The 17,762-nt window shown below is 56.1% G+C and carries 16 protein-coding genes; 8 read left to right on the forward strand and 8 right to left on the reverse strand.

Annotated features, from left to right (window positions below):
• Positions 1-5 precede the first annotated feature (5 nt).
• The 3 genes from PCJ49_RS04340 to PCJ49_RS04350 all read right to left on the reverse strand — a co-directional run bounded on the left by PCJ49_RS04340 (position 6) and on the right by PCJ49_RS04350 (position 3,287).
• Positions 6-1,184, reverse strand: a complete 1,179-nt coding sequence (locus PCJ49_RS04340; RefSeq protein WP_269909893.1) for a hypothetical protein — start codon at positions 1,182-1,184, stop codon at positions 6-8.
• A 176-nt stretch (positions 1,185-1,360) separates the two neighbouring features.
• Positions 1,361-1,819: a CHAP domain-containing protein gene (locus PCJ49_RS04345; protein ID WP_269909894.1), complete on the reverse strand. Its 459-nt coding sequence runs from the start codon at positions 1,817-1,819 to the stop codon at positions 1,361-1,363.
• A gap of 265 nt (positions 1,820-2,084) precedes the next feature.
• Positions 2,085-3,287 carry a pyridoxal phosphate-dependent aminotransferase gene (locus PCJ49_RS04350; RefSeq protein WP_269909895.1) on the reverse strand — a complete coding sequence of 401 codons (1,203 nt, stop codon included), beginning with the start codon at positions 3,285-3,287 and terminating at the stop codon, positions 2,085-2,087.
• 187 nt (positions 3,288-3,474) lie between these two features.
• On the opposite strand from PCJ49_RS04350, the gene PCJ49_RS04355 reads away from it, so the two are divergent.
• From PCJ49_RS04355 to PCJ49_RS04370, 4 genes are all read left to right on the forward strand, one after another.
• On the forward strand, positions 3,475-4,173 hold the full coding sequence (locus tag PCJ49_RS04355) for a hypothetical protein (protein WP_269909896.1): 699 nt from the start codon (positions 3,475-3,477) through the stop codon (positions 4,171-4,173).
• A 66-nt stretch (positions 4,174-4,239) separates the two neighbouring features.
• Positions 4,240-6,489 (forward strand): excinuclease ABC subunit UvrB, encoded by a 2,250-nt coding sequence (gene uvrB / locus PCJ49_RS04360; protein ID WP_269909897.1) that lies wholly within the window; start codon positions 4,240-4,242, stop codon positions 6,487-6,489.
• Positions 6,490-6,614: 125 nt separating this feature from the next.
• Positions 6,615-7,415, forward strand: coding sequence for a DUF2189 domain-containing protein (locus PCJ49_RS04365; protein ID WP_269909898.1), 801 nt, complete (start codon positions 6,615-6,617; stop codon positions 7,413-7,415).
• Between the two features lie 111 nt (positions 7,416-7,526).
• The gene (locus PCJ49_RS04370) at positions 7,527-7,889 is read left to right on the forward strand and encodes an argininosuccinate lyase (RefSeq protein WP_269909899.1); all 363 of its coding nucleotides are present in this window, start codon (positions 7,527-7,529) and stop codon (positions 7,887-7,889) included.
• An 86-nt stretch (positions 7,890-7,975) separates the two neighbouring features.
• On the opposite strand, the gene PCJ49_RS04375 is transcribed toward PCJ49_RS04370, so the two are convergent.
• The 4 genes from PCJ49_RS04375 to PCJ49_RS04390 all read right to left on the reverse strand — a co-directional run bounded on the left by PCJ49_RS04375 (position 7,976) and on the right by PCJ49_RS04390 (position 14,122).
• Positions 7,976-9,769 (reverse strand): acyl-CoA dehydrogenase C-terminal domain-containing protein, encoded by a 1,794-nt coding sequence (locus PCJ49_RS04375; protein WP_269909900.1) that lies wholly within the window; start codon positions 9,767-9,769, stop codon positions 7,976-7,978.
• Between the two features lie 308 nt (positions 9,770-10,077).
• Complete coding sequence (locus tag PCJ49_RS04380; protein ID WP_269909901.1) at positions 10,078-12,420, reverse strand: 3-hydroxyacyl-CoA dehydrogenase/enoyl-CoA hydratase family protein; 2,343 nt, start codon at positions 12,418-12,420, stop codon at positions 10,078-10,080.
• Positions 12,421-12,445: 25 nt separating this feature from the next.
• Positions 12,446-13,585 carry a thiolase family protein gene (locus PCJ49_RS04385; protein ID WP_089286767.1) on the reverse strand — a complete coding sequence of 380 codons (1,140 nt, stop codon included), beginning with the start codon at positions 13,583-13,585 and terminating at the stop codon, positions 12,446-12,448.
• 102 nt (positions 13,586-13,687) lie between these two features.
• Positions 13,688-14,122 (reverse strand): MerR family DNA-binding transcriptional regulator, encoded by a 435-nt coding sequence (locus PCJ49_RS04390; RefSeq protein ID WP_269909902.1) that lies wholly within the window; start codon positions 14,120-14,122, stop codon positions 13,688-13,690.
• Between the two features lie 226 nt (positions 14,123-14,348).
• Here PCJ49_RS04390 and purU point away from each other — a divergent pair, with 226 nt between their 5' ends.
• The 4 genes from purU to PCJ49_RS04410 all read left to right on the forward strand — a co-directional run bounded on the left by purU (position 14,349) and on the right by PCJ49_RS04410 (position 17,149).
• Positions 14,349-15,221 carry a formyltetrahydrofolate deformylase gene (gene purU, locus PCJ49_RS04395; RefSeq protein WP_269909903.1) on the forward strand — a complete coding sequence of 291 codons (873 nt, stop codon included), beginning with the start codon at positions 14,349-14,351 and terminating at the stop codon, positions 15,219-15,221.
• A gap of 180 nt (positions 15,222-15,401) precedes the next feature.
• Positions 15,402-16,178, forward strand: coding sequence for a hypothetical protein (locus PCJ49_RS04400; RefSeq protein WP_269909904.1), 777 nt, complete (start codon positions 15,402-15,404; stop codon positions 16,176-16,178).
• Positions 16,179-16,281: 103 nt separating this feature from the next.
• The gene (locus tag PCJ49_RS04405; protein ID WP_269909905.1) at positions 16,282-16,860 is read left to right on the forward strand and encodes a hypothetical protein; all 579 of its coding nucleotides are present in this window, start codon (positions 16,282-16,284) and stop codon (positions 16,858-16,860) included.
• A gap of 58 nt (positions 16,861-16,918) precedes the next feature.
• A complete protein-coding gene (locus PCJ49_RS04410) occupies positions 16,919-17,149 on the forward strand; it encodes a hypothetical protein (RefSeq protein WP_269909906.1) in 231 nt (76 codons plus the stop codon).
• A 19-nt stretch (positions 17,150-17,168) separates the two neighbouring features.
• On the opposite strand, the gene PCJ49_RS04415 is transcribed toward PCJ49_RS04410, so the two are convergent.
• Positions 17,169-17,600: an OsmC family protein gene (locus PCJ49_RS04415; RefSeq protein ID WP_269909907.1), complete on the reverse strand. Its 432-nt coding sequence runs from the start codon at positions 17,598-17,600 to the stop codon at positions 17,169-17,171.
• Positions 17,601-17,762 lie beyond the last annotated feature (162 nt).

Here is a 17,762-nt window from a genome sequence, read left to right on the forward strand (position 1 = left end):
ACAACTCACCAGTATTTTCTTAATGATATTCCGATGGTATAATCATTGTTCCTCCCGTCGATGCCAAATTCAGTAAATGGTTGAATTGATATGTTCGGGATAGAATCAATAAAAATATCGTGCCTATAATGATTCCTGTGTGTTGATATTTGATCGAAATCATCGCCATTATAAGTAGATGCATTAACATGTTGGCCCACAAATGAAGAAGCAAACGTGATGCTTGGAGAAATTCGGTAAGCCATACCCGCATTGTATCGAATGAATCTACCTGGTTTTGTTGAAAATCCCTCCATTTTTTTTGAAATAAAATCACCGTATGAGGTAGACATAAAAAATTTTACCATATCTATAGAGTAATTCATGTAAAAATCAACCGTTCCTCCCCAGAATCCATTAGATGAAACTAGCGCCCCATCATTCAACGTTGGCGATGAGGTTGGGATAATTAAGCTTGATCCTATATATATATTAATATCGTTATTTTTTTCATCAATCAGCCTGTAAATTATTTTTGTTGTTACGCTATTTAAATCAATAGAAGAATTGCTTTCTTTCCCATCAATAAAAGTGGATGTTTTATTGCTAGAGTAGTTTCCCGATGTACCAACACTGATGGAAATTTTTTCACTTTGATTGTACGACATATAATAAAATATGTCTGTGTAATTTCCATTGTAATCATATGCATAGCTATATGATGATTCTCCAGTATATTGAATCCCAACTTCTAGAGAAAAGGAACTATTTAGCGTTTTTGTCGCGCCAGTGAACTGATCATAATTAATATCATTTTCGGTAATAATTTTATTAATTGGCTCATTTTCATCATTTTGTTTTGTTTCTATATGAGTCACTTTTTCCCATTTCAGGGGTATTTTTTCACTGAAATCAGTTTTAATAAAATGTTTAAATTGGTCATTTTCATAAGTATAATCAATTACGCCACTTAAAATTGATCCGTCATTTAAATGTAAATAAACTTTTTCTTCCGTTTTCATAGCAATAACATCTCCTCTATATATTTTTTTTAATTTCCCATCATCTGTGTAATTTATGTTATATCCGTCATCATTGATGATAACTATGGAAATTTTTTCTCCATTATTTTTAATTATCTCGTCAGTTGCATTTGATTTTTCCGTGATCAGAAGTGCAAAAAAAATAGCAATGATTCTCTTCATATTCTTCTCCATTTAATGTACAGTTTATTCGGATGAAGCTGAAGAAACTGCACTTATATTGCTCCGACCCGCCTAAAGGTTGAACTTTAGGCGGGTCGGAGGCCAGTGAGCGCTGGACCTGCATTTGAGGGAACGCGAAATCTGCCTTGATCGGTCACAATCAAGGCAGATTGGAATTATTTTGTTGGTGCAGTTACATAGCCAATCACGTTATAAGTGCTAGCGCCAGAATCAACTTTGATTTTAGTCCAATTATTATTGACGCGACTTGCTGTGTGTGAAGCCTCTTTTCCATCTCTATTCCAATTGGCATCTGAGTATGAAAATGCCCCCCCATTTACTGAGCTTACCCAGCCAACATGACCTCTCGATTCAAAATTTATAGTCTTTCCTTCGGAGTTGACCCTAGTTCCGTCGAAAACAACAATTGATGATGCGGAAGGGGTAGAGGAAACCGTAATTCCTGGATTCTTTACGGAATCGGCAAAGTATTTTGCGTCTCCTTTTAATTGCACTTTTCCAGCATTTGCTAATTTTTGATTTACATATTCTGTGCACTCCAGCGCATTGGCGACAAAAGAAAAAGTGCTCGATAGAAAAAATGATAAAAGTAGTGCTGTTTTCATGTTTTTCATACTAGTCTCCATGTGTTGGTGTGGCTTGACCTTAGGGTTGCATGAATGCTTATTAATCATTGAATGTGCGCGGTCAAGCGAAAAATATGAAAATTTTCATGCTTATTCTAGTATTTGGATCTTGTTATATATTTTTTGGGCTTTCCAAATAATATTGGTTTTTATTTTTTTTTGATAATTCATTCTTTTGTGTTTTTATTACTTATTAAATAAAATAACGGCCACTACATTGTATGTAGTGGCCGTTATTTTTTGTTTTTTATTGTTACTTCAAGCTGCCGCAGAAGCGCTGGATGCGCGTGCAGGCTTCTTCCAGCACTTCCGTGCTGGTGGCATAGGAGATGCGGAAGAACGGCGACAGACCGAACGCCGCGCCATGCACCACGGCCACGCCTTCGGCTTCCAGCAGTTCAGAGGCGAAATCCTCGTCCGTCTCAATCACCTTGCCGGTGGGGGCCGTCTTGCCGATGGTGCCAGCGCAAGACGGATAGACGTAGAAGGCGCCTTCCGGGTTGGGGCAGTGCAGGCCGCTGGCCTGGTTCAGCATGGAGACGACCAGATCGCGGCGCTTCTGGAACACAGCAGCGCGTTCCTTGATGAAGTCCTGCGGGCCGTTCAGCGCTTCCACGGCGGCGGCCTGGGAAATGCTGGTCGGGTTGCTGGTCGACTGGCTCTGGATCACGCCCATGGCCTTGATCAACGCCTTCGGACCGGCGGCATAACCAATGCGCCAGCCGGTCATCGAATAGGACTTGGAAACGCCATTGACCGTCAGCGTGCGGTCATAGAGTTCCGGCACCACCTGGGCGATGGTGGTGAACTTGAAATCATCATAGACCAGATGTTCATACATATCGTCGGTCATGATGTAGACATGGGCGTGGCGTAGCAGCACGGCACCCAGGGCCTTCAGCTCATCCGCCGTATAGGCCGCACCCGTCGGGTTGGACGGGCTGTTCAGGATCAGCCACTTGGTCTTCGGCGTGATGGCGGCTTCCAGATCAGCCGGCTGCAGCTTGAAGCCGTTTTCGGCCGGGCAGGCGACGGAAACCGGCGTGCCCTCGGCCAACTGCACCATATCCGGGTAGGAGACCCAGTAGGGGGCGGGGATGATCACCTCATCGCCTGCATTCAGGGTGGCCATCAGGGCATTGTACAGCACCTGCTTGCCACCGACACCGACCGTTACCTGATCGGGCGTGTAGGTCAGGCCGTTCTCCCGCAGGAACTTGGCGCAGATCGCCTTTTTCAGTTCGGGCGTGCCATCCACATCGGTGTAACGGGTCTGGCCCCCTTCGATGGCGCGGATGCCGGCGGCGCGGATATTTTCCGGCGTATCGAAATCGGGTTCGCCAGCACCCAGGCCGATCACATCACGGCCGGCGGCTTTCAGCGCGCGGGCCTTGCTTGTCACCGCAATGGTCGGTGACGGCTTGATGCGGGACAGGCGGTCGGCAAGGAACGACATCTATATTCCCCTGGTTGGGACGGTTTATGACCGGGCACGGACCTTAAAGCCCCCTGTCATTGCGCATCAAGCACCCGATTTGGATGGGACGGGCGCGTTTTGGGCAAGGGTGGCGTGACAGCTTGCCCAGGGCGGCGGTGGGGGCGGAAGGGTGACAAAACCGCCCGCATCGGCTATCCAAAATCTTATGCTGAGCGAACTTGCCTCCTGGATCGGGATTTCCATTGTGGACCTGATCACCATCGCCGTGATCACGGTGGTGGTGATTGTGCTGATGATCACCTTCGCCCTGTCGGTGAAACCCCGCAAATTCAAGCCGGTCAGCACCCGCCAATATAATGCCGAACTGTTCAAGCGCCGGATGGAACTGGAAGAGCTTTCCTATCCGATGTTGAATGAGGTGAAGATCGGCGGCGGCAAGGCGGGACCGACAAAGATTGATCAGGTCATGCGGCTGCCGGCCAGCATCCTGCTGATTGTGTCTTCCCCGCCGGATGTGGTGGGCACCCCCCGTTGCAGCCAGAATGCCGGGCAGTGGAAATATGTGAAGCCTGACCATTCCGTAGGGGCCTTCCTGAACCCCGTGGTGCAGCTGCATCCGCTGATCAGCGCCATCCGGTCCCGTTTTCCGCTGGTGCGGGTGCGGGTATTGTGCGTCTTTCCACGGACGGCGGAATTTGGCAGCCGCCCGCCGCGCGGCTGCTGCACGCCCGATAACATGACCAGCATCATCCGGGAAATGGCGGCAGAAGATGGTGTGCCCAACCAGGCCATGGATGCCGCCTGGGAAAGCATATCCGCCGCCCTGGGCCAGAAAAGCAGCAGCCAGAGCCAGGGCGGCGACGCCCTGCCGGAGAAAAAACGCGGCAAGCGGGCCAAACCCTGACGCCCGTGAACAAAAACGGATCAAAACCCCTTCCACAGCGGCCATGCTCGGCATAAATTAGCCGGCATGAGCAAGCCAGCCGCCCCCACCGCCGCCCTTCCCGACGCTTCCAACCCGCTGCCCTGGCGCGTGAGGCTGGAGGAGCGGCCGTTTCTGGAGCCGTTGACGGTTGTTTCTGACTATACGCCCGCCGGCGATCAGCCACGGGCGATTGAGGAACTGACCGAGGGTTTGAATAACGGGGAGCGGGATCAGGTTCTGCTGGGCGTCACCGGTTCCGGCAAGACCTTCACCATGGCCCATGTCATCCAGCGGGTGCAGCGGCCGACCCTGGTTCTGGCGCCGAACAAGACGCTGGCGGCCCAGCTTTATGGGGAGATGAAGAGCTTCTTCCCCAATAATGCCGTGGAATATTTCGTCAGCTATTACGATTATTACCAGCCGGAAGCCTATGTTCCGCGCACCGACACCTATATCGAGAAGGAAAGCTCGATCAACGAACAGATCGACCGGATGCGCCACGCGGCGACGCGGGCGCTGCTGGAACGGCGGGATGCCATCATCGTCGCCTCGGTCTCCTGCATCTATGGTATCGGCTCGGTCGAAACCTACACGGAAATGACCGTGCCGCTGAAAGTGGGGCAGCGGCTGGACCGGCAGCCGTTTTTGCAAAGGCTGGTGGAGCTGCAATATCGCCGCACCGATGTGGGTTTCGGGCGCGGATCGTTCCGGGTGCGCGGCGATACGGTGGAACTGTTCCCCGCCCACCTGGAAGATCGCGCCTGGCGGCTCTCCCTGTTCGGGGATGAGCTGGAGGCGATCCATGAGATCGACCCGCTGACGGGTGAGAAACTCATCTCCATGAAGGAGGTGCGGATTTACGCCAACAGCCACTATGTCACGCCCAAGCCGACCTTGTTCCAGGCGGTGGAGCAGATCAAGCGCGACCTGAAAATCCGGCTTGAGGAGTTCATGGCCCAGGGCAAGCTGTTGGAAGCGCAGCGCCTGGAACAACGCACCACATTCGATATCGAAATGATGGTGGCCACCGGCTCCTGCGCCGGGATCGAGAATTATTCGCGCTACCTGTCCGGGCGCAATCCGGGGGAACCGCCACCGACCCTGTTTGAATATCTGCCCCAGGAAGCGCTGCTGATTGTCGATGAAAGCCATGTGATGGTGCCGCAGATCGGCGGCATGTATCGCGGCGACTTTATGCGTAAATCCACCTTGTCGGATTTCGGTTTCCGCCTGCCATCCTGCGCCGATAACCGCCCGTTGAAGTTTGAGGAATGGGAGGCGATGCGGCCACAGACCGTGTTCGTGTCCGCGACCCCTGGTAACTGGGAGATGGAGCGGACGGGCGGGGTGTTCGTGGAACAGGTGGTGCGCCCCACCGGTCTGGTCGATCCGCAGGTCATCATCCGCCCCACCGATACCCAGGTGGATGATGTGATGGCGGAGGTGCGGGAGGTGGTGGCGCGCGGCCTGCGCGTGCTGGTCACCACCCTGACGAAGAAGATGGCGGAGGCGCTGACGGAATACATGATGGAGGCGGGCATCAAGGTCCGTTACATCCATTCCGATGTCGAGACGCTGGAACGTATTGAGATCATCCGCGATCTGCGGCTGGGCGTGTTCGATGTGCTGATCGGTATCAACCTGCTGCGCGAGGGGCTGGATATTCCCGAATGCGGGCTTGTCGCCATTCTGGATGCCGACAAGGAAGGTTATTTGCGGTCCCGCACCAGCCTGATCCAGACCATCGGCCGCGCGGCCCGCAATATTGAGGGCCGCGCCATCCTTTATGCCGACCGGGAGACGGACAGCATGAAGGCAGCCCTGGAGGAAACTGCCCGCCGCCGAGCCAAGCAGCTGGAATATAATGCCGAACATGGCATCACCCCGGAATCGGTGAAGAAGAATATCGCCGATATTCTGGGCAGCGTGTATGAGCGCGGCGACCGGGTGGAGGTGGATACCGGTGCGGCCGAAGGCATCGGGCTGGCCGGCAAGGACATCAAGACCATCATCGCCGAGTTGGAAAAGAAGATGCGCGCGGCGGCGGCGGACCTGGAGTTTGAGGAAGCCGGCCGCATCCGTGATGAAATCCGCCGGCTGGAAGCCATCGATCTGGGGCTGGCGCCCGGTGCCTCCCCCATCCGCGCGTCCGCCCAGGGGGAACGCCCGCGCAGCCCGGCCAAGCCGGAACGCAAGGCAGGTGGCCGCACCAAGGGGGCGGCCAAAACCAAGGATGGCGGGCTGGAAGTGGGGGGGATCGAGTTTGGCGGCAAGAATACCAAACGTCGCCGCTGATCCCCCGTTCCATGTGAATTCGCCGGGGCCGGTGGCCTCAGCCCCCCGTTCTTGATTGGTTCGGTTGGCATATCAATCTGATACAATTCGTCGCAGCCTGAACTTTATCCGGTGAAGGAGGCGATATGGCACAGCGTATCAGTGGCGGGGCGGTTTTCATTGCCGACCGTGATCCATCCATGCCGATGATCCGGCAGATCAGTGTGGCCGATCTTTTCCAGGCCCTGGGGAAAGGGGTGGAGGATTTTCTGGCCGCCCCGACTCAGCTTCTGTTTCTGGGATTGATCTATCCGGTGGTCGGCGGGGCGGCGGCTGCCTTCGCCGCCCAGACCGACGTGATCCCCATGCTCTATCCCTTGATCGCCGGCATCACCCTGATGGGGCCCTTGGCGGCCGTCGGACTGTATGAGGTGAGTCGGCAGCGGGAGATGGGGCGGCCGGTGACTTGGCGCAACGCCTTCGATGTGCGTCATTCCCCGGCCCTGGGGTCTGTCGCTTGGCTGGGTGCCCTGTTATTGACGCTGTTTGTCGGCTGGCTGGCGGTGGCGGAACGGATTTATGGCGCCACCATGGGAGGATTGCCCCCTGCCGATTCGATGGAGTTTTTGCGCCAGCTGATCAGCACACGGGAAGGCTGGTCCATGATCATCATTGGCAATGCGGTGGGGTTCGTCTTTGCGCTCACCGTGCTCTGCCTGACCGTTGTTTCCTTTCCCTTTCTGCTGCATCGCAATGGCGGGATCTGGCGTGCCATTAAGGTGTCTGTGCTTGCGGTGCGCTGCAATCCCGCGCTGATGTTGCTCTGGGGCCTGATGGTTGCCGGCCTGCTGTTGCTGGGTTGTTTGCCGCTTTTCGTTGGGTTGGCGGTGGTAATGCCCATCCTCGGCCATGCAACATGGCACCTTTACCGTGCAATGGTGGTTTAAACGCCCCGCTATTTGGCAGATGAAACACAATTTAGTTGTTGAATGAGATCCGCCTTGCGCCTTATGACTGCTTACACTGCATTCAGCAGTCATAGTGATAAGGGGGAAATCTTGTTCAAACGTCTGATGATGTCTGCCTTCGTGCTGACGGCGCTGGTTGGTAACGCTTGGGCTGAAGCAAAGCAGAACTTCACGCTAAAGAACCGTACCGGTTACACCATTTCCGAAGTCTATGTCTCTCCTGCAAAATCTGATGATTGGGAGGAAGATATTCTAGGCCGCGATGTGCTGTCCGACGGGGAGAGGGTTGACATTACCTTCAGCCGCAAGGAAAAAAGCTGCATCTGGGATTTGAAGGTTGTCTACGACGACGGGACCCCGGCGGAATGGGAAGGATTCAACCTTTGCGAGGTTTCGATCATTTCGATCTTCTATGACCGCAAAAAAGACCAGACCTGGGCTGAATATAACTGATCCTTTCTTTCGCAAGGTAAGGATGAAATAGTATAGGCCGCCGGATCGCTCCGGCGGCCTATATGCTTTTCAGGAAAAGTCAGCGATCAGAACTGGTCGACCGGCATTTCCATCATGCTCTTGCCGCCCGCCATCAGGCTCTTGAAGCGGAAATCCACCTCCGGCAGCATTTTGTCCATGAAGAAGCGGGCGGTCTTGATCTTAGCGTCGTAGAAGCCTTCCTTGCCGTCCGTACCCTCGGCCAGCTTGGTCTGCGCCACCTTCACCATCTTCAGCCACATCCAGCCGAGCGCAACCAGACCGAAGATGCGCAGATAGTCGGTGGAGGCAGCACCGGCTTCATCCGGCCGCGCCATGCCCTTCTGCGCGACGACAGCGGTTGCCTGCTGTAACTTGCCAAACGCCTTTGCCAGCGGCAGCACGAATTCCAGCAGCGTGGCGTCTTCCTGGCTCTGCTCCAGTTCGGCCTGCATCGGGTGGAAGAAGCGGCGCAGCAGGCGGCCCATATTCTGCGGCATCTTGCGACCCACCAGATCCAGCGCCTGGATGCCGTTGGTACCTTCATAGATCATGGCGATGCGGGCATCGCGCACGAACTGTTCCATGCCCCATTCACGGATATAGCCGTGACCGCCATACATCTGCTGGCTGTTGGTGGCGACCTCATAGCCCATGTCGGTGAAATAAGCCTTCACCACTGGGGTCAGCAGGGCCACAAAATCTTCCGCTTCCTGGCGAACGGTCGGGTCCGGGTGCTTTTCATAGAGGTCGATCATCATGCCGACCCAATAGCCCAGCGCGCGCGCCCCTTCGGAGAAGGCCTTGCCCTGCATCAGGTTCTTGCGCACATCGGGATGCACGATGATCGGGTCGGCGGCCTTTTCCGGTGACTTGGTGCCGGAAAGCGAGCGGCCCTGGATACGGTCCTTGGCATAGGCAACGGCGTTCTGATAGGCGACGGCGCCGATGCCCAGCCCCTGCATCCCCACGCCCAGACGGGCGGTGTTCATCATGGTGAACATGGCGCGCATCCCCTTATGCGCTTCGCCCACCAGCCAACCCTTGGCATCGTCGAAATTCATCACACAGGTGGCGTTGGCCATGATGCCCATCTTGTGCTCGATGGAACCGCACATCACGCCATTGCGCACGCCGGGTTCGTTATCCTCGGTCGGCAGAAATTTCGGCACCAGGAACAGGCTGATGCCCTTGATGCCCGGCGGGCCGTCCGGCAGCTTGGCCAGCACCAGATGGATGATATTGTTGGTCAGGTCATGTTCACCGGCAGAGATGAAAATCTTGGTGCCGGTGATGTTGTAGCTGCCATCCTCATTGGGGGTGGCGCGGGTCTTCAGCAGGCCCAGATCGGTGCCGCAATGCGGCTCCGTCAGGCACATGGTGCCGGACCATTCGCCGCTGACCATCTTGGGCAGATAGCGCTGCTTCAGCTCATCATTGGCGTGGGCGCGGATGGCGTTCATTGCGCCCTGGGTCAGGCCCGGATACATGGCAAAGGCCATGTTGGCGGAGCAAAGCAGCTCTTCCAGTACCACGCCCACCGTGTGGGGCAGGCCCTGGCCGCCGTAATCGGGATCAAAGGCCATGCCCTGCCAGCCGCCTTCGACATATTTGTCATAGGCTGCCTTGAAGCCTTTGGGCGTGCGGACGACGCCATTTTCGTAATGGCAGCCTTCCTCGTGGCCGGACAGGTTGATCGGCTGCAGCTCGTTCTCACACAGCTTGGCGGCCTCTTCCACGATCGACTGGATCAGGTCGGGGGTCGCATCCTCATAACCCGGCAGGTTCGCCAGTTGGGCGGCGTTCAGCACGTCGTTGAGGACGAAATTGATGTCTTCCAGCGGGGCCTTGTAGATCGGCATCTGAATTCTCCGTGTGGACCGCTACCGCGGCAGACCCGCACCCCCTGACACGCCCGGCACCGATGGATGGATTATCGGTTTCAGACGGGAAAGAAGATGGGGCACCTCGGGGCGTCGATAGGGTGGACGGAAGGGGGGGGAGTGGTAGGATGGAGCTATACTTAACCGTCACCCCGGCGAAGGCCGGGGTCCAGTTCGTAGAGCAAAGCGCTTGTGATTCTGGACCCCGGCCTTCGCCGGGGTGACGGTAAAAGGTCAGGCTTACTGTTGAGGAAAGGGGGCGGAGCGTGGCGCTCTCCCCCTCACCCTCAATTCCGCAGCGGCTTGCCGGTTTCCAGCATATGTTCGATGCGGTTGATGGTGCCCGTGGTCTTGGTCAATTCCAGGAAGGCTTCCCGTTCCATGTCCAGCAACTGATCCTCGTTCATCACCACCGTGATGTCGGTGTTGCCGCCGGACAGGATATGGCCGACCTTCTTGGAGACCACCACGTCATACGCCGTGGCCTTGCCCTGCTGGGCGAAGCCATCCACCGCCAGATCGAAGGCCGCCTTGGCCGTGGGGCCGGGCAGGCGGATTTCCGGGGCGGTCGGGGGCGTGTAATTGGCCGCCAGTTCCAGCGCCTTCGCCTTGGCGTCGGCCAGCAGCCGATCCTTGTTGAAGGTGATGCCGTCGGTGGGCTTCAGGATCAGCATATCCTTGGCCTCAAACGCTGACTTGGCCACCTTGGCGGTGCTGATGGCCTCAAACGCGGCGGACAAGGCCGGCATCGGCCCGCCCGGACGCTTCTTGTTGGCCAGATGGCGCACCACCATTTCCTTGCAGCCGCCCCAGCCGGGAACGACACCCACACCCACTTCTACCAGACCGGTATAGGTTTCGGCATGGGCCTGCACGGCGGAGCTGTGCAGCAGGATTTCGCACCCACCACCCAGCGCCATGCCCGACGGGGCCGACACGGTTGGGAAGGGGGCGTATTTCAGCGCCTTATAGGTCTGCTGGCCTTCGGCAATCATCGCCTCGATCTGGGGATAGAGGCCGATATTGATGGCGAACAGGGCCAGACCCAGATTGGCACCGACGGAGAAATTCGGCGCCTCATTATGGACGACCAGCGCCTTGTACGGGCCGGACTTGCCGTCGCCGATAATGCCGATGGCCTTGCGGATCAGGTTCATGATGTCCTGGTCCAGCGCGTTCATCTTGCTGGTGAATTCCAGGCACAACACGCCGTCGCCAATATCCCACAGGCTGGCCGAGCCATTCTTGGCCACCGGCTTGGAGCCGCGCTTGATATCGGTCAGCAACAGCACGCCGTCCGGGCGCTTCACCTCGGCATAGTCGCCGCTGGTGGTCAAGAACAGCAGCTTGGACCCATCCACCTTGTAGAAGGGCCGACCCGCGGCGACTTCCACCATGTGGGGAACCTTTTTGCCTTCCGCCTTCAGCTTCTCGGCAAACCAGCCGGCGCCCAACTGGTCGATCATCTCGAACGGGCCGGCCTTCCAATTATAGCCGAGCCGCATCGCCTCATCGACGGCGGTGATCTGTTCGGCGATCTGCGGCACCAGATCGGCAGCATAGGACAGCGCCTGCGACAGCACGCGCCAGGCATAAGCCCCGCCCTTGTCGCCCGTTTCCACCAGGGCCTTCAGCCCCTTGGCGGCAGCGGACACCAGCGACGCCTTTTCCGAAGCGCGGTAGACGCCCGTCGTCAGGTCGATGGCTTCCTTGACGCGGCGGCCATCGGCGGCCTTGGTCTGGCGATAGAAACCGCCCTTGCCCTTGCGACCGGTATAGCCTTCGCTGATCATCTTGGTGATCATCGGGCTGTCACGGTGGATGCGGCGGTAATCATCGTCCGCCGGCAGGGTGGCCAGCAGCGACTTGGAGATCAGGGGCATCAGGTCCAGGCCGACCAGATCGATCAGGCCGAAGGTGCCGGTCTTCGGGATGCCCATGGGCCGGCTGGTGATGGCATCAGCCTCTTCCACCGTCAGCCCGCCATCGATCGCCTCATTCACGGCGGCGGCCATGAAATAGGTGCCGATGCGGTTGGCAATGAAGCCCGGTGTGTCCTTGCACTCCACCACGCCCTTGCCCAGCACTTTGTCACAGAAGGCGCTGACCGTATCAAAGGCATCCTGGCGGGTTTTCGGACCCTTCACCACTTCCAACAGGCGCATGTAACGCGGCGGGTTGAAGAAGTGGGTGATGCAGAAATCAGCGGCAAACCGTTCCGTCTGGCCCTGCAACAGGATGTTCAGCGGAATGGTGGAGGTGTTGGACGAGATGATGGACCCGTCCTTGCGCACCTTTTCCAGCTTGGCATAGAGATCATGCTTGATGGCCGGGTTTTCCAGCACGGCCTCCACGATCCAATCCACATCGGCCAGCTTTTCCAGGTCATCCTCGATATTGCCGGGGGTGACGAGGCTGGCCGCCTTCCTGTGCATGAAAGGGGCGGGGTCGGTCTTCTGCATCTTCTCGATGGCGCCCTTGGCGATCACCGAGCGGTCGCCGCCGCTATCCTTCACGGATTGCGGTACGATATCCAGCAGATAGACCGGAATGCCGGCATTGGCGATATGGGCGGCGATACCGCTGCCCATCACGCCCGCGCCGATGACGGCGGCTTTCTTGATTGTCATGGTTGCTCCTCCCGTCCAGCCCGGATCAGACCGCTTCCAGAACGGTGGCGATGCCCTGGCCGCCGCCGATACACTGGGTAGACAGCGCCAGCGACTTGCCTTCACGCACCAGCAGGCTGGCGGCCTTGCCGGTGATGCGGGCACCGGTGGCGCCCAGCGGATGGCCCATGGCGATGCCGCCGCCATCAATATTCACCTTGGCCGGGTCGAAGCCCAGTTCCTGGCAAACGGTCATGGCCTGCACGGCGAAGGCTTCGTTGCTTTCAATGATGTCCAGATCGGACACTTTCAGGCCGGCACGGGCCAGCGCCTTGGTGGTGGCCGGCACCGGGCCATAGCCCATGATGGTCGGATCACAGCCGGCAACGGCGATGGAGCGGATCTTGGCCAGCACCTTCAGCCCATGGGCCTTGGCGAAATCTTCCGAGCAGATCAACGTGGCCGATGCACCATCGGTGAGCGGCGAGGAGGTGCCGGCGGTCACGGTGCCGGCGGCATCAAAGGCCGGCTTCAGGGTGGAGAGCGCTTCCACCGTGCTGTCACCACGGATGCAACCATCCTGGCTGATCACCTTGCCGGACGGGGTGGTGATGGGGACGATTTCCGCCTCAAACTTGCCTTCGGCCTGGGCCTTGGCGGCCTTGCGATGGCTTTCCACGGCGAAGGCTTCCTGCTGGGCGCGGGTGAAGCCGAACTTCTTGGCCAGGTTTTCAGCCGTGATGCCCATGGACATATAGGCACCGGGGTTGGCAGCGTGCAGGGCCGGATTGGGCATCGGGTTGAAGCCCATCATCGGCACGCGGGTCATGCTTTCCACACCGGCGGCGATGAAGCAGTCACCGGCCCCCAGCGCGATGGCGCCAGCGGCCTGATGAATGGCCTGCATGGAGGAGCCGCAGAAACGGTTGACCGTGGCGCCGGCGACCGATGCCGGCAGGCCCGCGATCATGGCGATCAGCTTGGCGACGTTGAAGCCCTGCTCCCCTTCCGGGAAGGCGCAGCCGACGATCAGATCTTCCACGGCGGCACCGTCAACACCCGTACGTTCCAGCAGGGCCTTGACGACGGTCGCGGCCAGATCATCCGGGCGCACCTTCGTCAGCTCGCCCTTGTTGGCCAGATGGAAAGGCGACCTTGCATAACCGGCAATCACGACATTCTTCATAATCTTCCGCGCTCCTCGCCTGGTGTGGCTTCGGCCCCGGTTAAGCCCGGTGTGCCGATGGTGGGTTTGATTGGGGTAATGGCACCAATGGGCCAAGGGGGTTCAGTCCGACTGGACCGAAACCCCCTTGGCCTGGAGATGGGAGACGATGAGATCATCGATCTCCCGCAATTCCTTCAGGGTCTGCTGCACATCGCGCAGCTGCTGTTCCAGATGGACGATGCGGTTGCGGGCCCCTTTCAACAGAAAGGTCATCTGCTCCACCTGCGCTTCGTCCGTATCGTAAAGATCCAGGAAATCCTTGATCTCCCCGATGGAGAAGCCCAGCCGCTTGCCACGGCAGATCAGTTTCAGCCGCGCCCGGTCACGATGAGTATACACCCGCGTCTGCCCGACACGGGCAGGGGAGATCAGCCCCTCATCCTCATAGAAACGCAAGGAGCGCAGCGTGAGCCCGAACTCCTCCGCGAGCTGGCCGATGGAATAGGTCCGTTCCGTCTGGGGGTTGGACCGGGTCATTTCCGCGCTGTTCAGCATCCGACCGTTCCTGCTTAGCCAACAGGGCACTGTGCCTTAACCCGGTGGGGTAAGAGTGCCTTACGTTTACGTAATAGTTAGATTAACCTTACGCGCGCGTCAAGTGGTTTTTGCATGGCCGCCATCCGATTGATGGCAGAGAACAATATGGGGGTGGACAAGGGCCTATGCCAGCCGCAAATCTCCCCGCCCGACAGTTTCTTTCTTATAAGCCAGTGATTGGGTCATGATGATGAAGGGTGAGCAGGGTCGTTTCGTTCTGGTGGTGCGCTGCCCGGACCGGAAGGGCATCGTGGCGGCGGTATCAACCTATCTGGCGTCGCACGATGCCTCGATCACCGAATCCAACCATTTCAACGACGCCATCAATGACCGTTTCTTCATGCGCGTCGTCTTCCGGCCTGATGGGGCCGGCTTCCCCGATCTGGCGGCGTTGAAGGACGGGTTTGCCCCGGTGGCCGCCGCCTATGATATGGAATGGGAACTGCACGATCTGACGGTGAAGCCCAAGGTGGTGATCGCCGTTTCCAAGTTCGGGCACTGCCTCTATGACCTGCTGCACCGCCAGCGCTCCGGCATCCTGCGCATGGATATTCCGGCCGTGGTGTCCAACCATGATGATATGCGCAGCTTCGTGGAATGGAGCGGCATTCCCTATCATCACCTGCCGGTGGCCAAGGATAATAAGGGCGCGCAGGAAGCGGAGTTCACGAAGATCATCCAGGAGAGCGGGGCCGATCTGGTGGTGTTGGCCCGCTACATGCAGATTTTGTCACCGGAATTCTGCGGCGTGCTGGCTGGGCGCTGCATCAATATCCATCACAGCTTCCTGCCCAGCTTCAAGGGCGCCAAGCCCTATCACCAGGCCCATGATCGCGGCGTGAAGATCATCGGCGCCACGGCGCATTTCGTCACCAATGTGCTGGATGAAGGCCCGATCATCGAACAGGACATTCAGCGCGTGGACCATAGCCATACGCCGGAAGATCTGGTGAATATGGGCCGCGACGTGGAATGTGCCGTGCTGGCCCGCGCCGTGCGCTGGCAGTTGGAACGCCGGATTATTATGGATGGCTCTCGGACGGTGGTGTTTCGGTGATGGCTGGTGCGGTCGATTGAAGGCCGCACCATTTCGCTTGAACAGTCGGTGAGTGTCACGAACAAAAATTTTAAAGTTGTATCTGTTGTCATGATTTTATTTATTTTGGCATATAAATTGCTGTTGATATTTTAACCAAACGAGCTGGACGTTATACTCGTTTGCCTTGATCAGAACCAATTGGTTCTGATCAAGGCCCTCAATCGCCGGTGCCAACATCCGCTGGCTTGGCTTCAGGCGGCATGGGCCGCGCGGCGGCCGCCGCCGCGCCAAGTTGCAATGAGTTCACCTCATCACAACTTGGTATTAGAGGTTAACGATAATCCAGCTTTTGAAATTGATCTGCATTTTAAGGAGGTTAGCATGTCTATATCAAATTTTGGCTCATTTTCTGGTGTTTCTTCAAAAGAAAATTATGAAGCAGATGAGAGATTCGTCAAGAGAATTAAAGTAAATTTGGACAGTGTCGTTAAATTCGCATTGGTAAATGATCCCGAAAAGGCTTCCGAAGCGTTAAATGAATATAATAAATTAGAAAAATTTTACAAAAAAATGACTGAACGGGGGGAGGCTGCACGAAAAGCTTCGGAAGAACAAAAAATTAATGGAATAATATATCAGAATAATCGTGCGCTATTTTTCTTCTATGAAGATGGCTCTATGAGTATACCAAATGCGTTTTCTTCAAAATTGAGTAGTGCGGCGGCTGAAATTTTAAATAATAATAGAATTACAACTAAAGAAAAAATGTCCCTCACCCTTCGTGAGCTTGGGTTAAAAGAATCCGATTTTGGTTCTTATGATTTCAGCCACAACTCAAATGGTCCACGTGTACGCGATAGCTTATCTGTTGTTACAGAGGAAGGTTTAGAAGAGTTTTTGAAGAGCCCTTCTAAACGATCTACCCTTCCCGAACCCTGGTCTCGGCGGCCGTCTGTCTGGCCTCACCGGTATTGAGGTGATGGAACGGTCGCAGATGCTGGATCGGGGAAAAACTGTCGGGTAACAATGGTTTAAAACTTAAGAGGTTTCCATGTTGATTTAATTAATGGAGGGAAAAATGTCTGATGTATCCTTTGTATATCTCGGCTTCCGAGAAGGTGATCAGGTTATCAGACGACAGGTACAGTTGCTCAATCAAAAATCTCTGGATGTTCGGGATGATCCTGAGCAACTAAAAATGTTCAAAGAGTCGCTTAATTTAAAAGATAAAATTGAAGAACCTGTTGGAAACAGTGGTGAAAATACAAAAATTGATGCTGTTATTTATGAAGGTGGACTTCCAGCATTTACAATATATAAAGATGCTGGCTATCCAATAGCGGGAAAGTATGCGAATTTAGTAAAAGAAAACGTAATAAGACAATCAATGACAACAAAAGAAAAATTATCAACCTTCTTAAGGGAGGCTGGAAATGGTAGTTTCACTGTTTATGATTTTAGTGAAAAACAAAATGGTCCAATTATAAAGGATCAAGTAACCAATACAGAAGAAGTCCTCAAGGCATTTCTGAAAAAAGATGGTCAGCAATCAAAACCTCTCCCGAACCCTGGTCTCGGCGGCCGTCTGTCTGGCCTCACCGGTATTGAGGTGATGGAACGGTCGCAGATGCTGGATCGGGTAAAAACTGCCGGGTAACAATGGCTTGCCCAATCTGCCGGTGTCGGTCATTTTTGCCGGGTTTGGACCTGGAGGAATGATGATCGACCAGAATGGCAAGCCGGTGACCAAGCCGGCGCTGAAACAATATCTGGAAACCTATAATGCCGGTGTGCGCGGTTCCAAGGAATTTGGGGCTTTGCCGCGCGCCCTGATCACCATCTGTGACGGGCTGGTGCCGGGCAAGACTACCTATGTGAAATGCGTGGAAGGGCAGGTACAGATCTCCCGCCGCAAGGATGGCAAGGTTGCCGGCGGCGGCCTGTAACCGCCACCGGCCCCCCCTCTTACAGCAGCTTCGCAGTCAGCTTCACCTCGGCATTCAGCACCTTGGAGACTGGGCAATTCGCCTTGGCATTATTGGCGATCTCGGCGAATTTCTCCGCACTGATGCCGGGCACGCTGGCCTGCAGCGACAGTTCCACGGTGGCGATCTTCCAGCCCGGCCCGTCACTTTCCATGATCAGCACCGCGCCGGTGTTGATCTCCGCCGCTGGCGTATTGTTACCGGCCAGCATGAAGGCCAACTGCATGGAAAAACAACCAGCATGGGCGGCGGCGATCAGCTCTTCCGGGTTGGTGCCCTTGCCATCGCCGAACCGGGCCAGGAAGGAATAGGGGACATTGTCCAGCGTGGCGCTCTGTGTGGTCAGGGTGCCGTCGCCATCCTTGCCGGTGCCATGCCAGACGGCCTTGGCGGTGCGCTTCAACTGGGCCATTACGGTTCTCCTTGTTCGCTCGCTGGGGAGAAAACAACATAGCATCTTCGCCCGGCGTTCCCGCATGGCTGTATTGGCGTCAGATTGAATAATCCGATCATAAACCGCTTGCGGCGACCTGCCGCGTCCGGTCTGCGGTGGTGGCCTCATCTGGCCCCTGTA

Source organism: Niveispirillum sp. BGYR6, assembly GCF_027568365.1.
Taxonomy (GTDB): domain Bacteria; phylum Pseudomonadota; class Alphaproteobacteria; order Azospirillales; family Azospirillaceae; genus Niveispirillum.